The following is a 22182-nucleotide window of genomic DNA, read 5'->3' as shown; positions in this document are numbered from 1 at the left end:
CACACCCGCAACAATCCCCCCCGTCCGCTTCTCTGCCCGGCCTTTTCGGCCTGCCAGCCTTCCAGGTCACGCAGGCGGGCCTCGAAGTCTGCATCCGTCTCCTTCATCTCTTCGAGCGTCCGGCAAAGCCACCTGACATCACGGTGCGTCTCGATAATTTTCGTGTTCAGATCATCCATCATGTTCTCTTCCCTTCGTTGTATTTTTTCCCTGCACAGACTCTGGTGGCAAAGGGGGGGATAATCATTACTTATAGTAATAATTCTCTGAGTAACTGTTTCCGTCAGAAAAGGGGGGGTGAGTCAGCCCATGGCTGGCCTCCCCAATTTTCTCTCAGGTAGTCCGGGACACTCTTCATGCAGGAAACAGAAAAAATGTCCAGATTCGATTTCCGGAATTTTAACCCCCGTTGCGGCACCAGATGCCGGATGACGATCAGACAATTTTCCCGGTGCGTCCCGCTCCTTCCCCCCCCTCAAATCTATCTCATGTTTCTGTCAGCCTGCCGGATCATTTCTGCAGAATATTCCGTTGATAGGACAGATTGATATTACTCAAAGTAATAGTATAGTATGTCAGTCGAACCCCGGGAACCGGCTGGCAGGAGTGCCAAACCATGGCAGATTTTATCCAGACCACCAACACCAAAAGTGCGGTGCGGGATCTTTCCATCCCCCATCGCCGATATCACCGCCTTCGATGCCCTCGTGCAGGACATCATCGACACCAACCCCCCCTTCGGCTGTACCGCCTACACCGAGAAGGGGGGGGTAGCAATCGATCCCGTTACCCGTTCCCAGGAACGCTACGACGCAAAGATCGTCTACGAAAACCTCGAGGCCGACACGGTAGGCGACGTCTCCGTGCAGGTCGCGTCCGTCACTGCATTCGGCACCGTAGCCAGCCACGTCATGGACGACGACACGCTTGCGACCGCCATCGGCGGAACCCAGTCCCGCGACACCGGGAAGGACAGCTTCTATTGCAAGCTGAAGTGCCACGATGCGAACAGCGAAATCTACTACGTCACCCTCTCCCGTGACAGGATACGCGTCTCCTCGTATACGGACGACGCCATCTGTGCAGCGGTTGAGACCTGGGCCGACGGGAAGCCTGCGCTCGGCTGAACGATTTGGTTGACTACCAAAACAGGGGGGGCATCATCTCCACCCCCTGTTTTTGGTTCTGTTTTGGGAGATTTGGGATACCCTCAATATCTTTGGATGTTGTTTTTCATTGGCTCGTGTCCGGTCAAAAACAATGGAGAACTTGTGTAAAACTTGTATAGAACCCGCCCGTAAACCGTTACCTTTGATTACGCTTCCGGGCAAACAACCTACACTTGTGAATCATGCCGCAGATGAATACCGGGTGATCGTTACCCGGAAACCTGTTCGCAATGCCCGGATGCGGGTGATGCCCGACGGAACCGTCCGGATCACCGCACCAAAGGGGGGGTTTGACACAACAGCATTTGTTGCAGAAAAAACGGACTGGATCGCCGCCCGCCAGGCGGAAATGAACCGGATGGCCGCAGGCTGCACCACTCCGGCAGACCAGATGCTGCTCCTTGGCACCGGCTACACCGTCCGCGAGGGAGACTCCTGCCACACCGACCATCACCAGCACGTGATCATTGCCCCGAACCCTGCCGCCCTCAGGGCACATCTGACCGCAGATTTCCGAACACTCATCACCGCATCCGTCACCGCCCGTGCAGAAGAGATGGGCGTCTCTTACGGCCGCTGCAGCATCCGGATGCAAAAGACCCGCTGGGGGGGCAGCTGTTCATCTGCCGGAAACCTCAATATGAACCTCAGACTATATGCCCTGCCAATACACCTGAGGGATTACGTGGTCGTGCACGAACTTGCACACCGAAAAGAACTGAACCATTCGCCTGCATTCTGGTCCGAGGTTGCCGCATACTACCCTGCATACCGGAATGCAGAAGCAGACCTGCGCCGCTACTGGGTTGCCATTGAACGCAATCACTGGTGGAGCGCCCTACAGGAACAAAACAGAGGAGAGAGATGAGACGGCTGGTGCAATGGTGCAGCGAGATACGCAGGAATACAACCATCCGCAGTTGGCGCATATTTTATTTCGTCTTCCCGTTTGCCGTTCTGGCACTCTACCCCCCCTGCATACTCTATTTTTTCCTCCCCCCCGGAGCCATCTTCTGGACATTCCTCGCTCTGGCCCTTGCCTACTTCATCCCTCCTGCGGGAAAAGAGACCGTCATCCCCCCCTGATGGTCGTGGGCGGGATACCCTGGTGGCTTGCAGCCTTTTCCATCATGCTCTTTGATCTGATGGGGGCACTCTTCATCATCTGGAACTTCCCCCCCTGGCACTCAGGATACCGTGGTTCGGACACTGGGCAAAGCGGTTCATGACCACCGGCCGTGAGCAGTTCGACCGGCATCCTATCATCGAACACATCTCATCCGTCGGCCTCGCCTTCTTCGTGATGATCCCCTTCGAAGGTTCGGGCGGCGTGGCCGCCTCCATCATCGGGCGAATGCTGGGGGGGATGGATCACCTGAAGATCCTCATCAGTGTCGGCATCGGCTCTCTGATCTCGGCATCAGCCATCGCCCTCTCTGCCGGATTCATCATATCACTGGTGGAGTCGGGCATCATCTCCGGCATTGCCGGGGGGGCAGGGATCATCATTGTTGCGATTGTCGCGGTGTATATCTGGGCGAAACGGAGACGGAAAAACAACAAAATCGCAGCAGAAGAAAAGAATACCGAACCGTAAGAGATGAGGACAGAAATCCTCAGCAATCAGTCATATTTTCCACGGGGGGGATTTTCCCATCCGGTATACCCGCAGTAGATACAACAGTCGCCCCCCGCATTTCGGACAGAGTGTTGCCGGTTTCTTTACTTCAACAGAGCCGGTCTTGTTGCAGTACATGCAGCCTGCCCCCCCGTCACAGGCATGACAGGTCACGGTATCATATTCAGTCGTTTCAGTATGTGCATCAGCCATATATCCATCTCCTCCTCAATCCGTATTATCAGTTTCTTTCCCCCCCTCGCCGGGACAGCGGGTCTCCAGAATCCGTTTCATAATCAGACGGGAACCGGCGTATCCGGAACCCTCATAGCCATCCACCCGGACTACCTCTGCATCAATGCCCCGGTCCCGGAGGGCTGCCCGGAGTGAATCCTCGGAAAAATGCTGATTAAACCCCCCCAGCGTGATGACGGCTGGGTCAATCTCTTCGATGGGCCGGAACATATCCTCACTGTCCCCCCCAGCCGGGCATCGTCCACCACGGCAAGGGATTTGATCATGCACAGCCGCTGCTCCTCGGGCACCACCGGAGCGGTTTATGCTTCACATTCACATCACGGGCCACAATGACGTGCAGTTCGTCACCGAGCTCCCGTGATTTTTCCAGATAATAGATATGGCCGGGGTGAAGAATGTCAAACGTCCCGGTTGCAACCACCCGTCTCAATCGAACACCTCAAGTGATACCGGCGTCCCGTCGCGACGAAACGCCCGCCAGTCTGTGTCCTCATACGGCGGGCCGAAGATCAGGTGAAACCGGCCCATCCTCCCGAAGAACCGCAGGTCGGCATCAGACGGCCGGAGGACACCGTTCGGATGGGAATGGGCACTCCCCCCCGCCACATGAACATCAAGCGGCATCATCCCAAGAGAGAATCCGGCACTCTGCTCAGTGACAACGGTTCCGGGTGCCAGATCAAACTCCTCGATAATCCCGTCCGTCTCCCGCAGGACTGCCACGAATTCCTTCGGGTGCTGACTTCTCCCAACAGCCCGGAGGTATCCAGACAATCTCTTCTGATGCCGCGAATCTCCATTGCTGTCATATAGGTAGGCATAGCGCTCAAATAATGGTATCACAACGGCAGGCCATCGGCAGATATCTTGATTATGACCAGAGATAGAATGAAGAGCAGAAAGGAGATGAACAGAGGATGGTATTTAAAACACTACTCGTCGCATATGACGGTTCGGAATTCAGCCAGGAGGCACTCAGGACAGCAATCGCCAATGCACCGCTCTGGGATGCAACGCTCCATGCCATATATGTGGTGAATCCCCCCCGGTATTACGCATCCACCATCGTTGACCCGCAAATCGGTGTCGTCGAACCCCCCCGTTCAGAACACTGGATCGGGATGCTTGAGCGTGAGGCAGAGGAGATGCTTGCAGAGGCGGCAGAAATAGCCAAAGACGCAGGGGGGGTAGAGATGATTCCTCACATGGTGATCGGAGACCCGCGTGACGAGATTCTTGAAACCGCAAAAGAGATCGGTGCAGACCTCATCATCCTCGGCTCAGAGGGAAAGGGCAGAACAAAGCGGTTTCTGTTGGGCAGCGTGAGCACCTCGGTTGTCACGGAAAGCCCGATAGCGACACTCATCATCCACGCCCCCCGTAAGGAGTGAACACCGGACCGGACACTCCCCCCCGTCCGGTTCAAAACTCCGGCCGAAACAAAGCGCAAGCTCTGCCTTATAGAGCTCTTTTTCCAGATACGCCACATGGTCCATGAGAGAGACCCTGCCGTCAGAGAGAATGGCATGGAACACCCCCCCCTCCCCCCCCTTTTTTCCCGGAAGGCAGTCCCGTTGTGTTCGGCAATGATCCAGCCGTCCTCAATACCGATTCTCCGGTTGCCACCGGTGTCACATCACCGGTAAACTCCGTTTAAATTACCCGATCATGCCAAAGGCGCGTTTAAAGGTCGAAATCTAGATAAGGATAAAATTACGAGGATTAATAAGAGGAGACCGAGATGACATTCAAAACACTACTCGTCGCATACGATGGATCGGAATTTGGCCGCGAAGCACTCAGAACCGCAGTCGACAACGCACCCCTCCTGGGTGCAACGGTGCATGTCATCTATGTAGTAAAATCCCGCTCGTATACATCCGCCGCTGTTGACTCACATATCGGAGTCGTTGAACCCCGTTCAGAACAATTGCTCCAGATGTTCGAGCGTGAGGCTGAAGAGATGCTTGCCAAAGCACAAGAGATTGTCAGCGATGCCGAGGTTGAAATCGTCCCCCACACGGTCATCGGCGACCCGCGTGACGAGATTATCGAAACGGCAAAAGAGATCGGAGCGGATCTCATCATCCTGGGTTCCGCAGGGAAGGGAAGGACAAAAAGGCTCCTGCTGGGCAGTGTGAGCAACTCGGTTGTAGCAGAAAGCCCCCCCATTGCAACGCTTGTCGTTCACGCCCCTTCAGAGGAAAAATAGAACCGGGCGGGTCAGAAATCCCCGTCCTGTTCAAAACTTCGCCCGAAACGGAGCGCAAGCTCTGCTTTATAGAGCTCCTTTCCCAGATACGCCGCATGGTCCATGAGAGAGACCCTGTCATCGGAAAGAATGGCATGGAACACCTCATCCCATTTTTTTCCCCGGAAGGCAGTCCCCTGATGTTCCGCAATGATCCAGCCGTCCTCAATACCGATTCTCAGGTTGCCACGGGGGGGTCAAAGACCAGTTCTTCGGGAACGGGTAACACGTCACGGGAATGCTCACGGGGAATCGCCGGTTCATGGCGGCGGCGTTTCTCCTTGATACAGAAGAGCGAGAGTCCGAGATCCTTCGGGTAGGGCCGGTCGCCCATGAGCGCCATCATATCCGCCGCCCGCCGCATCTCCCGCACACTGCCCTGCGTCTTGTCCGAGTGTTCGCTGGTGAAGAGCACCGCGGCATGACACTCATGCGCCATCGCCGCGAGCAGGGCGTTCACTCCCACGGAGTCAGCGTCGATGAGTTCGGTGACGTTGCCCGCCCCCCCGAAAAAGAGTGGGTAGCCCACGTCCTCAAAGGAGGAGAGGGACGACACCAGACCGCTTCCTGCGGGCTGGAGCAGGGGGGGGTCTGCAATAATCCGGGAGATGCCCGCCGCCTCGGCCGCACGGATATTCTCTGCAAGGGACGCATCACCCGGCACCACCACCGCTGCCGCACCGGCAGCAGCCACCGCCGCCCCCACGAGAGGAATATTCTCCTCCTGCAGGGAGAGGATGATATCCGCCGCAGGAAGGGCCGCACGAATGAGTGCGGGATCCTGAGTATCGGCGGCAAGCGGCACCGGAAGACTCCGCAATGCGCCAAAGACTCTTTTGACATCTTCAGGGGGTGGCATCAAATCCAAAGCCGAGATCAATGATGTCGGCCCCCCCTGCCGCAAGAAACCGCTCTGCGGTGGCACGGATATCGGGCAGACGATGGGCATCCATGATCTCCGCAAGCACCTTCATCCGCGATGTCCCGCCAATGCGGCAGCCCCGGACAGAGAAGACACCGGACGCCTCTTTTTCCATCTCTTTCAGACGGTCCCGGGCCTCATCCTCGCGCATACGGGAAAGGAATTCATCGGCAGGCACGGTGCGGGAAAACTCCATCGTCAGCAGGCGCAGCATCATCCCGATGTCTGCTGCGTGCCGGGGCCCCCCCCGGTAGACGGGAATGCCGAGCGCCTCTTCTGCCGAAGCAAAGGATGCCGTGCACATCCCGGAGGTGATGACCGCATCATAGTCACCCCCCCCGCGCTATCGAAATAAGTTTCTCCGGCGTCAGGAAGGAAGCGACTTTCCCGGTAACAACGACATCGGCATCAAACCCTGCCGCCGCTCTGCGCACAACCTTCTCAGCAATCGTCCCTGTCGGAAGCACTACCCGCATACGTATCACGATTCACTTTAATTAGCCATGAATGAAAAAAGGTACTGATCTGATGCTGCAATGCGACCTGCATGTCCACACCAATTATTCCATGACGGGGGGGAGAGCAGTGTAGAGGCATGCCTGAAACGGGCGGAAGAGCGGGGGGGCCTTGATGCCATCGCCATCACCGACCATGACACCACTGACGGTGCCGTGTATGCCCTGAAATGCGATTCACCGGTGCTGGTCATTCCGGGAATCGAGATATCCACCGCTGACGGCCACCTTATAGCTCTGGGCATCACAGAGAAAATTCCTGCCGACCTCGGATTTGCCGAGAGTGTGAAACGGGCACGTGCGGCAGGGGGGGCGCTCTGCATCATCCCGCACCCCTACCACAAATGGCGTCACGGTGCCGCCCTGAAAGTGAAGAGCGCCATCGCGATGGCGGATGCGGTCGAATCGTTTAACAGCCGCTACATCACGGGTGCCGCGAACCGGAAAGCCGCCCGGAAAGCGGCACAGTCCGGGAAACCCTGTGTGGCGGGAAGTGACGCCCATAATGCACGGTATGTGGGATACGGGGGGGTGACACTCGTGGACGCACCACCCGAGATCCCGGCAATTCTTGAGGCCATCCGTGAGGGAAAGTGCAGTATCCACGGACGGATGACGCCTCTTCGCACCTATACCCGGCAGTCCATGCGGGGGGGTGCCAAGCGGAGAATTACCCGGCGGATTCATCGATGAGGCTGGCATTTCAGGTTGCCTATATCGGGACGGATTTCTACGGCTCACAGATGCAGCCCGGTCTCCGTACGGTGGAAGGAACGGTCATCGGTGCCTGCCGGGACCTCGGCCTTTTTGACGACTGGCGCAAGGCCGGGTTTGCGTTCTCCGGGAGAACCGATCGCGGTGTCCATGCACGCCGACAGATCTGTGCCTTTACCACCCCCCCCTGCCCGGAGCGTGCCATCGCACGCCTGAACCATATCCTGCCACGGGACTGCGAGTGCAGCGGATGGGCAGAGACGGACGACTCCTTTCATCCGCGATATAACGCACAGGCCCGCACCTACCGGTATTACATCTATGATGACGGGTCCACAGACCCGCACCGCATGCAGGAGGCAGCAAGCCTGCTGACGGGCACTCATAACTTCAGCCATTTCTCCCGTCTGGACGGCAAAAATCCTGAGAGAACCATTCTGTCCTCACATATTCATGCTGAAGACGGATTTTATATCTATGAGATCACGGCACCGGGATTTCTCTGGAATATGGTGCGCTGCATCGTATCGTCCATCATTGCCATGGGCAGAGATGAACTCAACGCTGATGACATGACCGCCCTGCTCAAAGCAACGCCCGGTATGCGCCACGTCACCCCCGCCCCGCCGGAAGGGCTGATTCTCTGGGATATCGACTGCGGTATCCCGTTCACCCCGCTAAAGGGTACCGGGAGCATGAGAGATGCAGCACCGGAACGTACGCGGTTCTTTGAAACAATGAAAAAAGTAAATTGGATGATGGATTAAACCGGTCGCACGGTTGCCTTGGAAGGAACAATGAGCCCGGTCATCCAGGATGACATCGGTGTTTCAGAGGTGCGGGCAGAGACCAGGAAATTCAGACGGTTCTCCACCAGACCCCCCCGATAGGTGATCGTCAGGTGGTAATCATTCTCCCGCAGGTTATCCCGTACACCTTCACCGTCATATGGGCCGGAGGGAACTCCACGGGTGTACCAATGGTGAGAATCTTACGTTCGTTTCCGATCTTCAGGGTCACTTCATTCCCTGAACCGACGGCAAGGACCGGCACATTCCCAAAGAAGACCTCAGAACTGTCCGGCAAAAGCACGTCATACGTGGCTACATACGGATATGTGTTCCCCCAGGGGGGGTTCTGGTTTCCATAGGCCGTAAAGGTAAGATACCCCCGGCCACAACCACAGCGGCGAGAACAAGCAGGACAAGCAGACCTTTAACCAGTCCAAATCCCTTGTTATGTTCCTTTTTATAAGTTTTTACCGCCTCTTCCTGGAGTTTTTGCTCATTTTTCACCCGCTCCCGCTCTTCCTCAATGATCTTCTGCCGTTCTGCCTCGGATATTCCCGTAGTATCGGGAGAAGGGGGGGCAGGGGGGGTCTCTTTCTGTGGTGCTGCCTCCTCCGGTGGTTCAACCGGCGAGGGCACATTATTCTCCTGTTCTTCAGCCATATTCTTATTTCACCCCGTTTAATCTTGTATATGAAACACCGTATTCACGGTATTTATTAATTCCTGAAATAAAACCGGATTGATGATCCTGATACCCGAATCATACGCGCCAATGGGGGGGAACTCCATTGACCGGACAACGAATCATCGCTGCCAAAGAGGGGGGGGACAACAGGCATCCGGGCCGACCCCCCCGGCCGAACCAATGAGAATGCTATTTTGTCACCGACAACTGCTCCCATGTCCGGAATCATTGCCATAACAGACAGGCTACTCCCTTCGATGTGTTTGAGACAGATACTTTTCTGAGTCCCGAATGATTTTAGGGATGCACCTGCACATTTATGTAATTTTATTATATATACTTCAGACAGTACCGGGGGGGGTCGATACCGATGGGGGGGCAATTTTCATATACGGTGATTCGCATTTTCGAAAGGGTGGGACACCTGGGGTACCGAAAAGCGTCTGCCCCCCCATTAGAATCGGTATATGAGCAGAAATTACAAAATATCTCCAAAAAAGGAAATCAGGATTCCATCAATCGGGTTCTTCTGATGCCGGATGATGCCAATGATGCGGTTCCGGAGCACACCGGGAATGGATCAATACCGGCCATCGCGGACTCTGAAGGAAACAGAGCTCAGGAATCGACTGTGTGAAACCGAACCGGGCAACGGCAACCCGGAAGAGTGAAAGAACGATATGGAATACCCGATCGGCGGAACGATTCAGGATACGCAACCATCACAGGAAGGATATGATGCCCCCCCGGGCATACAGGAGGAATGTGATTCAGGAATGAACACGATTACGGAGGAAAAACTGGACGAAGGAGATTCATTTCTGGTCCTCTCATCGGCATCCAAACTGAAAGAGAACAATATCCGCCTGGTACGGGAGGTTCAGGACCTGCACTACCAAATAATCATGATCACCTTCAATCAGCCCTCGCCGATCCTGAAACGAACCTATCTGAAAAACGACATAGACCTTGATACGATCATCTTCATTGACGCGGTCTCAAAATATGCGCTCGGCACTCTGCCCCCCCAGGACATTGACCGTGCGGTCTTCATCAATAATCCCCCCCGCAACCTCACCAACCTCAGTGTGGCAATCAGCGAGATGCTGAAAGAATTTGCAGGCACCCGAATCTGTGTGATTCTGGACAGCATCACTACGATGCTTATTTACCTGTCATCCGGAGACATATCGAAATTTACCCATTTCATGACGAGTAAACTGTCAATTCTGGGTATGTCGGGATTTTTCATTGCCGTTGAAAACGGGCTGGACCCGACACTGATGACCCATCTTTCCACTTTTACGGATGAAGTGATCGATCTCACCCCCCGGTAGTGACGACTGACGGACGGCATGCCGACCACTTTGCTGCAGGATCAAACCAATACTTCATTATTATTCATGTGAAATATTCCTACAGAGACTGGATACCATGGCCATACCTGATGAAGAGTTTTTACTCAAAACCACATCTGCGTGTGCAGGGTGCCCGTCATCCCTCATCCTGCGCTATGTGACGAAAGCTGCAGGAGCGGATACGGTGCTTGTGATCCCGGCATGCTGCACCAGCGTGATACAGGGAGTCTACCCCCCCACAACCGCAATGAATTTGCCCGTCTACAATGTCGCATTTGCTTCTGCTGCCGCTGTTGCATCAGGAATGAGTGAGGCATTCCGTGCAGAGGGACGGAAGACAAACGTGATCTGTTACGCCGGTGACGGCGGCACGATCGATATCGGCATACAGGCACTCTCCGGTGCGCTCGAACGCGGGACCGATTTCCTCTATATCTGTTATGATAACGAGGCCTACTCAAATACCGGCATGCAGCGGTCCGGAGCAACTCCGCTGGGCGCAATGACCACCACCACTCCCGGTGGCAAGAAAGATCACAAGAAAGATCTGGATGCAATCGTGGCCGCACACAACCCGGTCTACCAGGCAACCGCCTGTGCCGCCTATCCGCAGGATCTCTACAATAAGGTGGAAAAGGCACTCTCCATTCCGGGTCCGAAGTTTATGCATGTGCTCGCACCCTGTCCTCCCGGCTGGCGCTTCCCGTCGGAGAAGACCGTTGAGATGGGAAAACTTGCCGTGAAGGCAGGTCTCTGGGTGCTGTATGAACGCGAGAACGGGAAACTCACCATCACCGGTGCCTCAAAGGCGGCGATGAAGAAACGGATCCCGGTCGAGGACTATCTCTCCGTGCAGGGACGGTTCAGGAAGATCACCCCTGAGGAAACGACAGAGGTCCAGAAGACCGTTGATGACATGATTGCCCGTCTCCAGCGGGAGGTTGATGGTATATGCTGACATTCGGAACAGGCAACAAAGCGGTGGCAATGGCGGTCAGGGATGCAAAACCGGTGGTTGTTGCAGCCTACCCCATTACCCCGCAGACAGAAATTGTCGAAGAGATTGCAAACTTTGTAACGGACGGCTCACTTGCCGCACGCTACATTCCGGTTGAATCCGAACATTCATCCATGGCAGCCTGTATCGGTGCTGCTGCGACCGGCGTACGGACGTTCACCGCGACCAGTTCCCACGGACTGGTCTACATGTGCGAGATGCTGCATATGACCGCAGGTGCGAGACTCCCGATTGTCATGGCAAATGCAAACCGTGCCATCGGGCCGGGGGGGTGGAACATCGGTGCGGAGCATTCCGACTCCATATCGATGCGTGACACCGGCTGGCTGCAGGTCTATGTCTCAACCGTACAGGAAGCCTATGACGCCACGATAATGGCGTTCCGGATTGCAGAGCATACCAATGTCCTTCTTCCGGTGATGATCAACCTTGACGGGTTCCTGCTGACGCATATCACCCAGACGTTTGAGACCGTCGAACCGGGGGGGACTTCATCCCGCCGACGGCAACCCCCCCATGCCATTGATATCAATAACCCCCCCGGCGGCTACGGCACGCTGACACCCGGAGATACCCATTTCAAGTTCCGCTACGATATCGAACGCGGCATGCAGGCATCCATTCCAATCATTGAAGAGACCGAGGCTGAGTTTGCACGCCGCTTCGGGCGCGAGTACCACCTCTATGAGGAGTATCGCACGGAGGATGCAGACGTGGTCATCATCGCGATGGGCACGCTGGGCAAGGAGATGGAAGTCGCCGTTGATATTCTTCGAAACGAAGGGATTGCGGCAGGCGCGGTTCGCATGCGCTGGTTCCGCCCGTTCATTACCCCCCCTGACCTTGACGGAAAAGACGTGGTCGTCATTGACCGTGATTATTCATTCGGATATGGCGGGGTTGTTGCCCTTGAACTCCAGGCCAAATGCAACTGCAATCCGTTCAGTGTGATCGCAGGTCTGGGCGGACAGGAAGTGACCTTTGATGATATTGCAGAGTTTGTCCGGATACGAAAGCCGGGAACAGAACACTGGTTCGGGGGGGTGGATGACTGATGTTTGAAATACGCCTGCACTCACGCGGCGGACAGGGCGGAGTAACCGCAGCAAAACTGATTGCCTACGCGGCATTCCTGGACGGAAAACATGCCACCGCAACACCGCTCTACGGTGCCGAGCGCCGGGGGGGTGCGCCGGTGGTCTCGTTCATCCGCATCGATGACGAACCCATCCGCACCTATTCACAGATACGCAATCCCGACCTTGTCATCGTCCTTGATGAATCCATCATGGAACTGGTTGATGTGCTGCACGGCATCAAACCGGACGGGGAAGTGCTGATAAACAGCCAGGCAGGGACCGAGGTGGAGGGGGCACCGGACCTATCCGGTCGACCTGACCGGGATTACCCTCTCCCTTGATCTGGTGCTTGCCGGAAACCCAATTCTCAACACCCCCCCTCTTATCGGTGCCATATCGAAACTGGGCGTGATATCACGGGAGTCTGCAAAGCAGGTAATCTCGGAGACTTTCAGGGACGAACGAAATGTTGAAGCGGCACTGCGTGCCTATGAGGAGCTGAAGATATGAGTGCAAAACTGGCAATCTCCCGTCCGGGGGAAGGTGCGGCAGGAAAGACCGGTACATGGCGGACCTTCCGGCCAATCATTGATGAAGAGAAATGCAATAAATGTGGTCTCTGCCGTCTTTACTGTCCGGATGCGGCAATCAGTGTCGATCTCGAAATTGATCTGGACTACTGCAAAGGCTGCGGGATATGCGCCGAAGAGTGCCCTAAAAAGGCCCTCAAAATGATCCGGGAAGAAGACTGAAAAACTTTTAGTCCCTTTTTTTCCCTATTTTCCCGTGTTCAGGAACGAACATATTTTTATAGTGCAACACGGTATTAGCGAGTGATTACCATGATATCCCGCTCCGTAGTATTTCTCATCGGTATCGTCTGTATCATTGGATGGATGACGGGACCGGTTCTTGCAGATGACACCGCAGTGCTTCCGGGTGAACCGGATGCAACGATTCTCCCGGCACCAATACCCACCCATCTGCCGGGGGGGGAGGGAATCTCCTATTACGATGTCTATACCAATGTCGACGGGGGGGCTTCCATCTCCTTTGACAAGGAATTCCAGGGAGTGACGGCAGGAGGACTTCTGACCGTTCCGGTGCATACCACGCAACGCCGTATTCGGTGGTCTCCGCGGCAAAGACCGGGTATCATACAACACAACGGACCCTGCCGCCGGTCCCGCCGGAAGGGGAGCACACGTCCGTCTACCTGACTCTAAACCCGGTTCAGCCGGTGACCGGATCGCTCTATGTCTCCTCATCGCCATCGGGTGCGGCAGTATACGTAAACAGTGTCTACTACGGCACCACGCCGCAGACGGTCACCGGCCTTGCCCCCCCGGTAACAGTCTGGTTCAGCTGACACATACCGGGTACGAACCGTGGTCACAGACAGCAGGGGGGGTCACCGCAGGACAGACAAATACGGTCACGGCGGTGCTCGTGCAGAAACAGGAACTGGGCACCCTCTCGGTGAGTTCAAACCCCTCCGGTGCTGCCATCTATCTGGATCAGATCTATTATGGCACGACCCCGAAAACCATCGGCGGGGGGGTATCGGCGGGCCTGCATGATCTTGAACTGACGAAGGCCGGATACGAGGATTCGGTGATGCGGGTGAGAATCTATACCGACCAGGTGACAACGGTATCAAAGAGCCTGAAGAAGATCCCATCTCCTTCCACCGGCTCGATTCAGGTGACATCAAACCCTGCCTATGCATCCATCTCGGTAAACGGCATCTACCATGGGGGGGAGACCACACCCGGAACCCCTCTCGTCATCAGTGGCCTTACACCCGGAAGATATTCCGTACAGGCCACCCTGACCGGCTATAGCGACGCGGTGACATCGGCCACAGTCAATGCAGGTGCTGCCACACCAGTATCATTCTCGCTTTCACCAGTGACTCCTGACATCACCACCGCATCCCTGAAAGTGACATCCGCTCCTTCGGGGGGGCAACGGTCTATGTGGATAATATCCTGGCCGGGGTCAGCCCCCTTACCATACCCGGCATATCACCCGGTGTACATGAGGTGAAAGTGACCCTTACCGGATACCATGATCACACCGCATCGGGTGACCTCGCCGCAGGGGGGGAAACCGCCTCGCTTGACATCACTCTCGACCCTGCACCCATACCCGAACAGTCCCCCCCGGCAGGCATTTCTGCAGGCATACTCTCCCTAATCTGCTGCAGCATAGTTTTTTTCTGCAGGTCGGGAAAGAAAAAACCATAATCTTCCCAACGATTTTTCATCAGGCACCATACCGGGATGGTCAACAGATATAAATAAGGATCATGGCATTGATTTCATTGATTACGATGCCATCCTCCCGCACATACCTGTTTCTGACAATCCTGATATGTCTCTGCTGCACCGTCCCGGTAATGGGAGAAGAAGATCCGGAAGTGATATCCTACTATGACATCTATGCGGACGTGAACGGAGCCGCCGTCTTCTTTGACAATGAATACATGGGAGATATTTCTAAAGGAAAACTGACCGTGCAGGTAGTCTCTGCAAAGAGCAGGCCGTATCGCCGGGTCACAGTCCATATGGATGGCTACCGGAACGCTACAACCGCTCTCCCCCAGAACAGCCGGAGAACTGCAGCACGTCTCCCTCATTTTAACCCTGGTTCCATTAGCAGAGAATACCGGAAGTCTTCGGGTATCGTCATCCCCATCGGGAGCCGAACTCTTTGTTGACGGAGATGAACACGGTATCACCCCACAGACGATAACCGGTGTCACTCCCGGCACACACCGGATACGGCTTATCTCTCCGGGGCATGAGACATGGTCGGAAAGTGTTGTCATTTCAGCAGATGATACCTGTGAAATGGATGTCACCCTGAAGAAAGAAGGTACATTCGGATCCCTGTCGGTGGACTCAGATCCAACAGGTGCGGATGTCTACCTTGACAGTCAGCACTATGGGAAAACACCGCTGACAGCAGACAACATCTCCACCGGTCCGCATACAATTGAGATAAAAAAGAACGGCTACACGGACATCATCAGACACGTCACGATAACAGAGATTAAGACGACACCGGTAACGGTGTCCCTCAAATCTGCAGGAGAACAGAATATGCCGGGTACGCTCTCCTTCAGATCATCGCCGGTAGGGGGGCGGCGGTATACATCGATTCAGTGAACCGGGGGGGTATAACGCCTGTTACCGTAACCAACCTGACCCCGGATGTACACCAGATAAAGCTGACAGATACCGGCCATCGGGACTATCTCGGGTCGGTTGTGCTCTCATCCGGAGAGACACGGACACTCGAGATAACAATGCAGCCCCTGCCTGCCTCTGAGCATTCATCCGTTTCTCTCATCCCTCTCATTTTGTCATTGATGATAGCCACGCTGTTTGTCACCGGCAGGTGCCGCAGGCAGCAAAAATAAAAGGATCAAATCTTTTTTGGCCCGTCACGCTCGGGGGGGATGTATTCCACATCAAACCGGAAGAAGTGGGTATAGTCACAGTTCTCACAGTGCGTGGAAAAGTTCCTGCACCCGATGATCAGACGGTGGGGGGGACCGTGACATGACAGTTTTTACAGGTGGCATCAGCCAGCAGATCCCAGATATCATAGCACTCAACGGGAGTGAATTCACCGGGTGCTGCCGGTTCTTCAAACCGCGGTACAAATATCCGTGTCGCACCGCAATTTGAACAGACAACCTCTGAGCGTGAGGAAGAGGCCGTGATCTCCTGATCAACCATTTTCCCACAGTTGTAGCAGGTGGTCGGGTAGCACATCCGGATGAAATCCTCTGTCATATGCGGAAATATACGGGCACGCCATAAATACCTTCCGGGTATGCCGGTAGATGAAACGGATGCAGAAATGACCGGATAACAGAGACAAAAAAAGAGAATGCAGGGAGTGATCCTGAGATCACTCCCTCTTGTTCATTACGGGTTCTCCCCCCCATGATAACGGGGGGGATGAACAGAGCATTACCGGCGGATGACCACCAGTGCTGCTACACATCCGAGGACTGCCACAATGATCCCGAAGCCGGGAGTGGTTGTGGGAACGGGTGTGTCTGTCGTGGTTGGGGGGCACCGGGGTCACCGGTGCTGTGGTCTCGGTTGGTGTTACAACCTGCGTTGGTTCGGTTGGCACCGAGGTCACAACAGGAGTCACATCAGGTCTGATGGTCTGAACCGCAGTTGGCTCCGCGGTCGGGGGGGTTGTTCCGCTGCTTAAATCACCGGAGTCACCATCGGATACCGGTAATGAAACTCTGATGTAGTCAAGCTTGATCTCTGTCATGCTGCCCGCGTCGTTGTACGCGGTCAGGCTGACGGTGTGTCCGCCGATCAGGTGGAACGTAAATTCGGGGTTTGCCTCGGTTGAGGTAAAGACGGTTCCCGAGTCCTCGAACTCCCAGAGCACGTGCGTCCAGTTGCCGGTGATTGTCTCATTGAACTGGACGGTCAGGGGGGGGAACGCCCGGAGACGGTATTTGCCGTGAAGTCAGGGATAGGCACCGGAGGCTGGGTCACATTGATTGAGACCGGGCCGAAGGTGTCGCTGCCACCGTCATTGGTGACCGTCAGGGAGGCATTCCAGACACCAACGGTGGTGTAGGTGTATACCGGGTTTGCCAGTGCTGAGGTGCCGCCGTCGCCGAAGGTCCATGCATAGGTATCAACTACACCGGTGGAGGCATCGGTGAAAGTGACTGCAAGGGGGGGTGCGTCGCCGGTTGTTACATCGGTGGTGAACCCTGCGACCGGTGATGCATTCATGACGTGGACGATACGCTGCTTGGTCTCGACATCATATCCAACGGCGTTATCGGTGACATTCAGGGAGACATCATACCAGCCAGGGGGGGTGACAAAGCTGATTGCACCAGGTGCCTGCACTGCGGAAGATCCGGCTGCGCCGAAGTCCCAGGCCCAACTGCTGAGAACCGCACTGCCGTCTGCAATGGATGCATCGGTGAAGGTGACCGTTACCGGGCTGTATCCTTCTGTAACAGCAGGCATGCCGGGCCAGGTGAAGTCAGCGGTCGGTGCATTGACAACTTCGATGTAGTCTGTCTTGGTCGTGGTGTTCGTCTTTGCCGGTACCTGGTCATCACCTACGGTAAGAGTGACCGAGTAGGTACCTGCTGCGGGGGGGTAGAGATAGGCAGGGTTCTGCACAGCGGATGTTCCGCCGTCACCAAATACCCAGTTCCATGTCGTCACGTTGAAGTCAGCAGATGTGGAAAGGTCGGTGAACTGCACGGGACCGTTCATCACGCTGACAAGGGTGGGTGTACCGCTGAAGTCTGCCACCGGGGGGGCAGGCCCTGCGACCATGATATTGGTCGGTGCGGAGGTGTTGGATGCCGGGACGATTGCGTCATCCGTCACAGTCAGAACGACATTGTAACTGCCCGAGGCCGGGTAGGTGTAGGTCGGATTCTGAAGGACTGATGTGCCCACGCCATCGCCGAAGTCCCAGGCCCAGCTGGCAATGCTTGCACCGGCAAATGCCTGTGAGGTGTCGGTGAAGGTGACGGTCAGGGGGGGTTTCTCACCGGTCGTCACATTGGCCGTGAACGATGCAGCGGGTGCAGGTCCGGTGACCGTGATATAGTTATTTTTCGTCATCGTGTCCGATCCGCCAGCGTTGGTGACCGTCAGGCTGACATTGTAGATGCCGGAAAGGGTGTACACATAGGACGGACTCTGCTCGGTTGAGGTGCCGACTCCATCTCCAAAGTCCCAGGCCCAGGCGGTGATGTTGTATCCTGTGGAATCATCATGGAATACAACAGGATTGTTTGCCTCAACAGAGAGCGGATCGGCGCTGAATAACGCCACCGGTGCGTCCTGCACAGAGACGGTCACGGTGTCCTGGAAGGAGGTTGAACCGCCGCTGTTCGTTGCCGTGAGGTTCACGGTGTAGGTGCCCGCAACTGCATAGGCGTGTACCGGGTCTGCGATGGTTGCCGTTGCACCGTCACCAAAGTCCCAGAGGTAGGTATCAACAGTACCGGTGGATGTATCGGTGAAAGTGACGGGATTACCAGCCTGCGGAGCTGCAGGGGCGAAGGTGAAGTTTGCCACCGGTGGGTCTGAGCGCACGGTGATGTAATCCGTCATTACTACAGCATCGGATCCGGCTTCATTGGTTGCCGTCAGGCTGACGTTGTAGGTGCCGGATGTAGTGTAGGTATAGACCGGGTTCTGATCGGTTGAGGTGCCGACTCCATCCCCCCCAAAGTCCCAGGCCCAGCTGTCGATGAGTCCGACAGGGTGGATGTATCGGTGAAGGTGACTGCCTCGTTCTTGTTGATTACGATTGGATCACCGGTGAAGGCTGCAACGGGTGCGGGCAGCTCATAGGTGACAGTGATGGTGTATAATTCAGGGATATAAATACTGCCGACTTTCTGGGATGGTCCGTGTGTGACTGAACCAGCCTGCATGAGATTATAACTCTCAGCCGGATTCGTGTCGTTGACCATCACAATCGTCTTTATTGTCGGAAGAAGAGCGGCGGTTGCCGGATCCCATGTAATCGTGTGGGTTGCATTACTGAAGACCTCGAGATTAAACGTTGTCGAATCGTGGGTGGCGTCAGCTTTGCATTCCGGACATCCTTAAATTTCTTAGTACTCCCGGATATGGAAAAATACCCATCAAATACATATACGGGGGGGGCGGGAGGTATGTTTTCCAGATCAAATCCGTCAACGCCATCCGTTGCTAACAAATTACACCCAAACGAAGTGTCTGCTAAAAATGCATCAGACGTAAGAGTGTAACTCCAGTTTTTTCCTCTGCTGCCACCGGCACCGCAAGGAGCGCCAGTACGACCAGAAGCATTACTAATTGTTTTCTCATTCAAAACCTCTCCACTTCACTATAAGTGAGCGTCAGCTATAAAAGATTTAGTGGTGTTATTTTAATTTAAATCTATTGTTTCTTTAAATAGCTTACCAGAAATATACCTGCCCCCCCTGCAAACAGAATCGCTGCCGAAATCGGAGACTGGGTGGGCGTGGGTGTGGTATTTGCGGGTACTGCCACCGTCATCCCCGGTTCACCGTTTCCGGTGGACACCGGAATTGCTGTGGCTGTTGCAGTCGCTGCATTGATTTTTGGTGTCTGCACCGCAGTTTTCACCGGTGTCGGGGGGGCACCGGCGTATCCCTTGGAATTTGGGTTGGTGCTGCGGTTTCCACGGTGGGCGGATGATAGGTGATACCACTTGGATTCACCGATTCACTGCCGGCTCCTGTCGCCGTGATCGTAAGATAATGGATACCGGGCTCAAGAGAGAGACTCTGCTGTGCACCCATATCCACCGCCTGTCGGGAGACGAGGTCACTGCCAACCACGCTCACCGGCGTAAGACTGAGGGATACCGGGGGGGCTTGTCCCAGGTAACCGAGGAGTTCTCATCAGACTGTACATACAGATGCCATCCTGCCTCGGGCCGGACATCGACATAGAGTTCTTTAAAAATTCCGTCGGTGACAAAATAGGCAAACTTCGTCATCCCGATTGCCGGAGGGGGGGCACCGGGTCGTCCACACCATTGTCCGCCTGTGCCGTAGTATTTGGTTCTATTCCATACTCCAGATCAAAGGTGGTCTGATCTGTTGTGACATCAATACCGGAAGTCCATGCACCAGCCGGAGCTGCTGTCGCCAGAAGCACCCCCCCGCACAGAATACCGATGATCTTATACATACGATGCATATTTTTCTCTCCTCATTACTCTTTTTTCGGTAGGGAGTAATGGTGTTTTCCCCCCCTATTTACGGTTCACGACATACGGTTCCCCCCCCAAGAGAACCATCCGGAGATGCCTTTTTGCTTTATAAATCCCTAAAAAGAGCTCTGGTCTCCATCCGGTTTTTTTGTCACCCACCGCTTAACGGTGCCAGACAAGGCTGCGGTTTATGATATCCATTCCTTTGGACACTGCCGGAGTCAACAACCAGCATGGCCGGTGCATGATGTCTTCCCGGTCTGAATAAACAAAAAACGAGACAGGCAAAAATTCCGGAACCGGAACAATAAAAAAAGATATGATTTTTTAAAGGATGGGTATTACATCATGCCGGGCGGCATTCCGCCCATGCCACCCATGCCACCCATGCCGCCCATGGCAGCCATCTCTTCAGGTGAAGGACCGGCGCCGGCACCGGAGGATGCGATGACATCGTCGATACGCAGGATCATTACAGCAGCCTCAGCTGCGGATGCAATTGCCTGAGTCTTTACCCGCATTGGCTCGATGACACCTGCGACCAGCATGTCAGTAGGCTTTGCATCAAAGACATCAAGACCTGCGGTCTTGCGGCCTGCTTCGTGCTCTGAGCGGAGCTCAACGAGCATGTCAATGGGGGGGTCAAGACCTGCATTCTCTGCGAGAGTGCGGGGGATGATCTCCAGTGCTGCTGCAAATGCTTCGATTGCAAGCTGTGCACGGCCGCCGACGGTTGCTGCGTACTCACGGAGACGCAGGGACATCTCGACTTCAGGTGCACCGCCGCCAGCGACGAACTTCTTGTCTTCCACTGCAACGGAGACCACACGGAGTGCGTCTTCGAGTGCACGGTCGAGTTCATCGACTACGTGTTCTGTGCCACCGCGGACAATGAGAGTCACTGCCTTCGGGTTGATGCACTCGGTCACAAAGATCATCTCCTCTCCGGAGACCTTCTTCTCTTCAACGCGACCTGATGCACCGAGTTCAGACTCTTCGATTGCGTCAATGGAAGAGACAACGGATGCGCCGGTTGCACGGGAGAGCTTGGTCATGTCAGATTTCTTGACACGGCGGATTGCAAGGATGCCTGCCTTTGCAAGGTAGTGCTGTGCGATGTCGTCGATACCCTTCTGGCAGACGAGGACATTTGCACCGGAGGCAATGATCTTCTCGACGATTGCCTTGATCATCTTTTCTTCTTCATCAAGGAACATCTGGAGCTGGTCAGGGCTGGTGATGGAGATCTCTGCGTCAACTTCGGTCTTCTTGTACTCGACCGGAGCGTTGAGGAGCAGGATCTTTGCGTTCTCGACAAGCTTTGGCATGCCGGGGGGGTGAACACGCTCTTTGTCAATCACAACACCCTCGATGATCTCAGAGTCATCGATAGTGCCGCCGACCTTCTTCTCAATCTTGATGAAGTCGGTGTCAACGGTGTTGTCCTCGTCAGCGACCATCGTGACAGAGCGGACGACGAGGTCACAGAGTTTTTCCTTTGCGGCTTCTGCACCCTTGCCGGTCATTGCGGTGTCGGCGATCTTTCCGAGCATCTCAACATCGTCAGCCTTCACTTCGATTGCAATGTCCTTGATCAGTTCCTGTGCCTTGTCTGCTGCGAGACGGTATCCGTGTGCAATGACGGTGGGGGGGTGGACATCCTGCTCGAGGAGATCCTCTGCCCGCTTCAGGAGTTCACCTGCAACAACAACCGCGGTTGTTGTTCCGTCGCCGACCTCATCGTCCTGGGTCTTTGCGACTTCGACCATCATCTTTGCTGCCGGGTGCTCGATGTCCATCTCTTTCAGGATGGTCACACCATCGTTCGTGATGACGACATCACCGATAGTGTCAACAAGCATTTTGTCCATGCCTTTCGGGCCGAGGGTGGTCCGAACGGCACCTGCAACGGCTTTTGCGGCTGCGATGTTAGAGCTCTGTGCATCGCGCCCGCGGGTCCTCTGGCTGCCTTCTTTCAGAATGAAAATCGGCTGGCTCCAAGATTTGCTGCCATAGTTATTACCAAATGCGATACAAAAATAGGTTTGTAGT

General features: G+C 55.1%; 35 protein-coding genes and 5 pseudogenes. 22 read left to right on the top strand and 18 right to left on the bottom strand.

Translation table 11 applies throughout. The features are described from left to right. Window positions 1-182: hypothetical protein (locus tag JCM10550_RS13615; protein ID WP_157200292.1), on the bottom strand; the 182-nt coding region annotated here is incomplete at its 3' end. A gap of 390 nt (window positions 183-572) precedes the next feature. On the opposite strand from JCM10550_RS13615, the gene JCM10550_RS13605 reads away from it, so the two are divergent. The 5 genes from JCM10550_RS13605 (at window position 573) to JCM10550_RS13590 (ending at window position 2766) form a co-directional block, all read left to right on the top strand. Beyond that, complete coding sequence (locus JCM10550_RS13605; protein ID WP_245619229.1) at window positions 573-1127, top strand: hypothetical protein; 555 nt, start codon at window positions 573-575, stop codon at window positions 1125-1127. A 217-nt stretch (window positions 1128-1344) separates the two neighbouring features. Then, complete coding sequence (locus JCM10550_RS13600) at window positions 1345-2037, top strand: M48 family metallopeptidase (RefSeq protein WP_062399908.1); 693 nt, start codon at window positions 1345-1347, stop codon at window positions 2035-2037. Beyond that, window positions 2034-2255 carry a hypothetical protein gene (locus JCM10550_RS13595; protein WP_062399906.1) on the top strand — a complete coding sequence of 74 codons (222 nt, stop codon included), beginning with the start codon at window positions 2034-2036 and terminating at the stop codon, window positions 2253-2255. The genes JCM10550_RS13600 and JCM10550_RS13595 overlap by 4 nt, the downstream gene beginning before the upstream one ends. Beyond that, window positions 2255-2398: a hypothetical protein gene (locus tag JCM10550_RS19120; RefSeq protein WP_157200290.1), complete on the top strand. Its 144-nt coding sequence runs from the start codon at window positions 2255-2257 to the stop codon at window positions 2396-2398. Before JCM10550_RS13595 ends, JCM10550_RS19120 begins: the two co-directional genes overlap by 1 nt. Beyond that, window positions 2395-2766 carry a small multi-drug export protein gene (locus JCM10550_RS13590; RefSeq protein WP_062399903.1) on the top strand — a complete coding sequence of 124 codons (372 nt, stop codon included), beginning with the start codon at window positions 2395-2397 and terminating at the stop codon, window positions 2764-2766. Before JCM10550_RS19120 ends, JCM10550_RS13590 begins: the two co-directional genes overlap by 4 nt. A 30-nt stretch (window positions 2767-2796) precedes the next feature. Here the strand turns inward: JCM10550_RS13590 and JCM10550_RS13585 are convergent, their stop codons facing one another. The 3 genes and pseudogenes from JCM10550_RS13585 to JCM10550_RS13575 form a co-directional block, all read right to left on the bottom strand. Beyond that, the gene (locus JCM10550_RS13585) at window positions 2797-3000 is read right to left on the bottom strand and encodes a hypothetical protein (protein ID WP_245619227.1); all 204 of its coding nucleotides are present in this window, start codon (window positions 2998-3000) and stop codon (window positions 2797-2799) included. Window positions 3001-3015: 15 nt separating this feature from the next. Further along, window positions 3016-3475, bottom strand: a pseudogene (locus JCM10550_RS13580) (FAD synthase). Next, window positions 3472-3845: pseudogene (locus JCM10550_RS13575) on the bottom strand (Mov34/MPN/PAD-1 family protein). The pseudogenes JCM10550_RS13580 and JCM10550_RS13575 overlap by 4 nt, the downstream one beginning before the upstream one ends. 117 nt (window positions 3846-3962) lie before the next feature. On the opposite strand from JCM10550_RS13575, the gene JCM10550_RS13570 reads away from it, so the two are divergent. Next, window positions 3963-4436: a universal stress protein gene (locus JCM10550_RS13570; protein ID WP_062399902.1), complete on the top strand. Its 474-nt coding sequence runs from the start codon at window positions 3963-3965 to the stop codon at window positions 4434-4436. A gap of 121 nt (window positions 4437-4557) precedes the next feature. Here the strand turns inward: JCM10550_RS13570 and JCM10550_RS25285 are convergent, their stop codons facing one another. Next, a complete protein-coding gene (locus JCM10550_RS25285) occupies window positions 4558-4680 on the bottom strand; it encodes a hypothetical protein (protein ID WP_281175408.1) in 123 nt (40 codons plus the stop codon). Window positions 4681-4786: 106 nt separating this feature from the next. Between JCM10550_RS25285 and JCM10550_RS13565 the strand changes: the two genes are divergently transcribed. Further along, entirely contained in the window at window positions 4787-5257 is a 471-nt protein-coding gene (locus tag JCM10550_RS13565) for a universal stress protein (RefSeq protein ID WP_062399900.1), read from the top strand. A gap of 11 nt (window positions 5258-5268) precedes the next feature. Here JCM10550_RS13565 and JCM10550_RS13560 read toward each other — a convergent pair. Beyond that, window positions 5269-6694, bottom strand: a pseudogene (locus tag JCM10550_RS13560) (dihydropteroate synthase). Window positions 6695-6746: 52 nt separating this feature from the next. Here JCM10550_RS13560 and JCM10550_RS13555 point away from each other — a divergent pair. Continuing rightward, window positions 6747-7426: pseudogene (locus JCM10550_RS13555) on the top strand (PHP-associated domain-containing protein). Further along, on the top strand, window positions 7423-8214 hold the full coding sequence (truA, locus tag JCM10550_RS13550; protein ID WP_062399898.1) for a tRNA pseudouridine(38-40) synthase TruA: 792 nt from the start codon (window positions 7423-7425) through the stop codon (window positions 8212-8214). The pseudogene JCM10550_RS13555 and the gene truA overlap by 4 nt, the downstream one beginning before the upstream one ends. 130 nt (window positions 8215-8344) lie before the next feature. On the opposite strand, the gene JCM10550_RS13545 is transcribed toward truA, so the two are convergent. The 3 genes from JCM10550_RS13545 to JCM10550_RS19115 are packed head-to-tail and all read right to left on the bottom strand — an operon-like array spanning window position 8345 to window position 9158. After that, window positions 8345-8539, bottom strand: a complete 195-nt coding sequence (locus JCM10550_RS13545) for a hypothetical protein (protein ID WP_062399896.1) — start codon at window positions 8537-8539, stop codon at window positions 8345-8347. An 11-nt stretch (window positions 8540-8550) separates the two neighbouring features. Beyond that, window positions 8551-8898, bottom strand: coding sequence for a hypothetical protein (locus JCM10550_RS13540; RefSeq protein WP_062399894.1), 348 nt, complete (start codon window positions 8896-8898; stop codon window positions 8551-8553). A 56-nt stretch (window positions 8899-8954) separates the two neighbouring features. Beyond that, window positions 8955-9158 (bottom strand): hypothetical protein, encoded by a 204-nt coding sequence (locus JCM10550_RS19115; RefSeq protein WP_157200288.1) that lies wholly within the window; start codon window positions 9156-9158, stop codon window positions 8955-8957. 313 nt (window positions 9159-9471) lie between these two features. On the opposite strand from JCM10550_RS19115, the gene JCM10550_RS25280 reads away from it, so the two are divergent. From JCM10550_RS25280 to JCM10550_RS13480, 13 genes and pseudogenes are all read left to right on the top strand, one after another. Next, entirely contained in the window at window positions 9472-9594 is a 123-nt protein-coding gene (locus tag JCM10550_RS25280) for a hypothetical protein (protein WP_281175407.1), read from the top strand. A gap of 9 nt (window positions 9595-9603) precedes the next feature. Further along, on the top strand, window positions 9604-10260 hold the full coding sequence (locus JCM10550_RS13530; protein WP_245619225.1) for a hypothetical protein: 657 nt from the start codon (window positions 9604-9606) through the stop codon (window positions 10258-10260). Window positions 10261-10357: 97 nt separating this feature from the next. Continuing rightward, on the top strand, window positions 10358-11239 hold the full coding sequence (locus JCM10550_RS13525) for a thiamine pyrophosphate-dependent enzyme (protein ID WP_062399890.1): 882 nt from the start codon (window positions 10358-10360) through the stop codon (window positions 11237-11239). Next, window positions 11233-12354, top strand: a complete 1122-nt coding sequence (porA, locus tag JCM10550_RS13520) for a pyruvate ferredoxin oxidoreductase (RefSeq protein ID WP_062399888.1) — start codon at window positions 11233-11235, stop codon at window positions 12352-12354. The genes JCM10550_RS13525 and porA overlap by 7 nt, the downstream gene beginning before the upstream one ends. Then, a pseudogene (locus JCM10550_RS13515) lies at window positions 12354-12888 on the top strand (2-oxoacid:acceptor oxidoreductase family protein). Before porA ends, JCM10550_RS13515 begins: the two are co-directional and overlap by 1 nt. Beyond that, on the top strand, window positions 12885-13130 hold the full coding sequence (locus tag JCM10550_RS13510) for a 4Fe-4S binding protein (RefSeq protein ID WP_062399886.1): 246 nt from the start codon (window positions 12885-12887) through the stop codon (window positions 13128-13130). Before JCM10550_RS13515 ends, JCM10550_RS13510 begins: the two are co-directional and overlap by 4 nt. Before the next feature lie 90 nt (window positions 13131-13220). Continuing rightward, a complete protein-coding gene (locus JCM10550_RS19865; protein ID WP_172673916.1) occupies window positions 13221-13598 on the top strand; it encodes a hypothetical protein in 378 nt (125 codons plus the stop codon). A gap of 20 nt (window positions 13599-13618) precedes the next feature. Next, the gene (locus tag JCM10550_RS19860; protein ID WP_172673915.1) at window positions 13619-13747 is read left to right on the top strand and encodes a PEGA domain-containing protein; all 129 of its coding nucleotides are present in this window, start codon (window positions 13619-13621) and stop codon (window positions 13745-13747) included. A gap of 80 nt (window positions 13748-13827) precedes the next feature. Further along, a complete protein-coding gene (locus JCM10550_RS13500) occupies window positions 13828-14427 on the top strand; it encodes a PEGA domain-containing protein (RefSeq protein ID WP_157200287.1) in 600 nt (199 codons plus the stop codon). Continuing rightward, a complete protein-coding gene (locus JCM10550_RS17475; protein WP_172673914.1) occupies window positions 14358-14627 on the top strand; it encodes a PEGA domain-containing protein in 270 nt (89 codons plus the stop codon). Before JCM10550_RS13500 ends, JCM10550_RS17475 begins: the two co-directional genes overlap by 70 nt. Before the next feature lie 62 nt (window positions 14628-14689). After that, window positions 14690-15100, top strand: coding sequence for a hypothetical protein (locus JCM10550_RS23430; protein WP_245619223.1), 411 nt, complete (start codon window positions 14690-14692; stop codon window positions 15098-15100). Between the two features lie 133 nt (window positions 15101-15233). Then, the gene (locus JCM10550_RS23425; RefSeq protein ID WP_245619221.1) at window positions 15234-15551 is read left to right on the top strand and encodes a PEGA domain-containing protein; all 318 of its coding nucleotides are present in this window, start codon (window positions 15234-15236) and stop codon (window positions 15549-15551) included. Continuing rightward, the gene (locus tag JCM10550_RS13480) at window positions 15548-15805 is read left to right on the top strand and encodes a PEGA domain-containing protein (RefSeq protein WP_062399874.1); all 258 of its coding nucleotides are present in this window, start codon (window positions 15548-15550) and stop codon (window positions 15803-15805) included. Before JCM10550_RS23425 ends, JCM10550_RS13480 begins: the two co-directional genes overlap by 4 nt. 118 nt (window positions 15806-15923) lie before the next feature. Here JCM10550_RS13480 and JCM10550_RS13475 read toward each other — a convergent pair whose 3' ends face one another. The 9 genes from JCM10550_RS13475 to thsA form a co-directional block, all read right to left on the bottom strand. Beyond that, window positions 15924-16184, bottom strand: coding sequence for a hypothetical protein (locus tag JCM10550_RS13475; protein WP_245619220.1), 261 nt, complete (start codon window positions 16182-16184; stop codon window positions 15924-15926). Between the two features lie 118 nt (window positions 16185-16302). Further along, entirely contained in the window at window positions 16303-16806 is a 504-nt protein-coding gene (locus tag JCM10550_RS23420; protein ID WP_062399872.1) for a PKD domain-containing protein, read from the bottom strand. 41 nt (window positions 16807-16847) lie between these two features. Further along, window positions 16848-18512, bottom strand: coding sequence for a PKD domain-containing protein (locus tag JCM10550_RS13465; RefSeq protein WP_062399870.1), 1665 nt, complete (start codon window positions 18510-18512; stop codon window positions 16848-16850). Window positions 18513-18547: 35 nt separating this feature from the next. Next, a complete protein-coding gene (locus tag JCM10550_RS23415) occupies window positions 18548-18877 on the bottom strand; it encodes a hypothetical protein (RefSeq protein WP_245619218.1) in 330 nt (109 codons plus the stop codon). 451 nt (window positions 18878-19328) lie between these two features. Then, a complete protein-coding gene (locus JCM10550_RS13455; RefSeq protein ID WP_157200286.1) occupies window positions 19329-19526 on the bottom strand; it encodes a hypothetical protein in 198 nt (65 codons plus the stop codon). 8 nt (window positions 19527-19534) lie between these two features. Beyond that, entirely contained in the window at window positions 19535-19753 is a 219-nt protein-coding gene (locus JCM10550_RS13450; RefSeq protein ID WP_062399864.1) for a hypothetical protein, read from the bottom strand. Window positions 19754-19755: 2 nt separating this feature from the next. Further along, the gene (locus tag JCM10550_RS19110) at window positions 19756-19914 is read right to left on the bottom strand and encodes a hypothetical protein (RefSeq protein ID WP_157200285.1); all 159 of its coding nucleotides are present in this window, start codon (window positions 19912-19914) and stop codon (window positions 19756-19758) included. Next, window positions 19911-20117, bottom strand: a complete 207-nt coding sequence (locus tag JCM10550_RS13445) for a hypothetical protein (RefSeq protein WP_157200284.1) — start codon at window positions 20115-20117, stop codon at window positions 19911-19913. Before JCM10550_RS13445 ends, JCM10550_RS19110 begins: the two co-directional genes overlap by 4 nt. 354 nt (window positions 20118-20471) lie before the next feature. Beyond that, complete coding sequence (gene thsA / locus JCM10550_RS13440; RefSeq protein WP_062399860.1) at window positions 20472-22163, bottom strand: thermosome subunit alpha; 1692 nt, start codon at window positions 22161-22163, stop codon at window positions 20472-20474. Window positions 22164-22182 lie beyond the last annotated feature (19 nt).

It is taken from the genome of Methanogenium cariaci JCM 10550, assembly GCF_001315945.1.
Classification (GTDB): domain Archaea; phylum Halobacteriota; class Methanomicrobia; order Methanomicrobiales; family Methanomicrobiaceae; genus Methanogenium; species Methanogenium cariaci.
The sequence above is the reverse complement of the archived record's forward strand: the minus strand, read 5'-3'. Positions and strand labels throughout refer to the sequence as shown.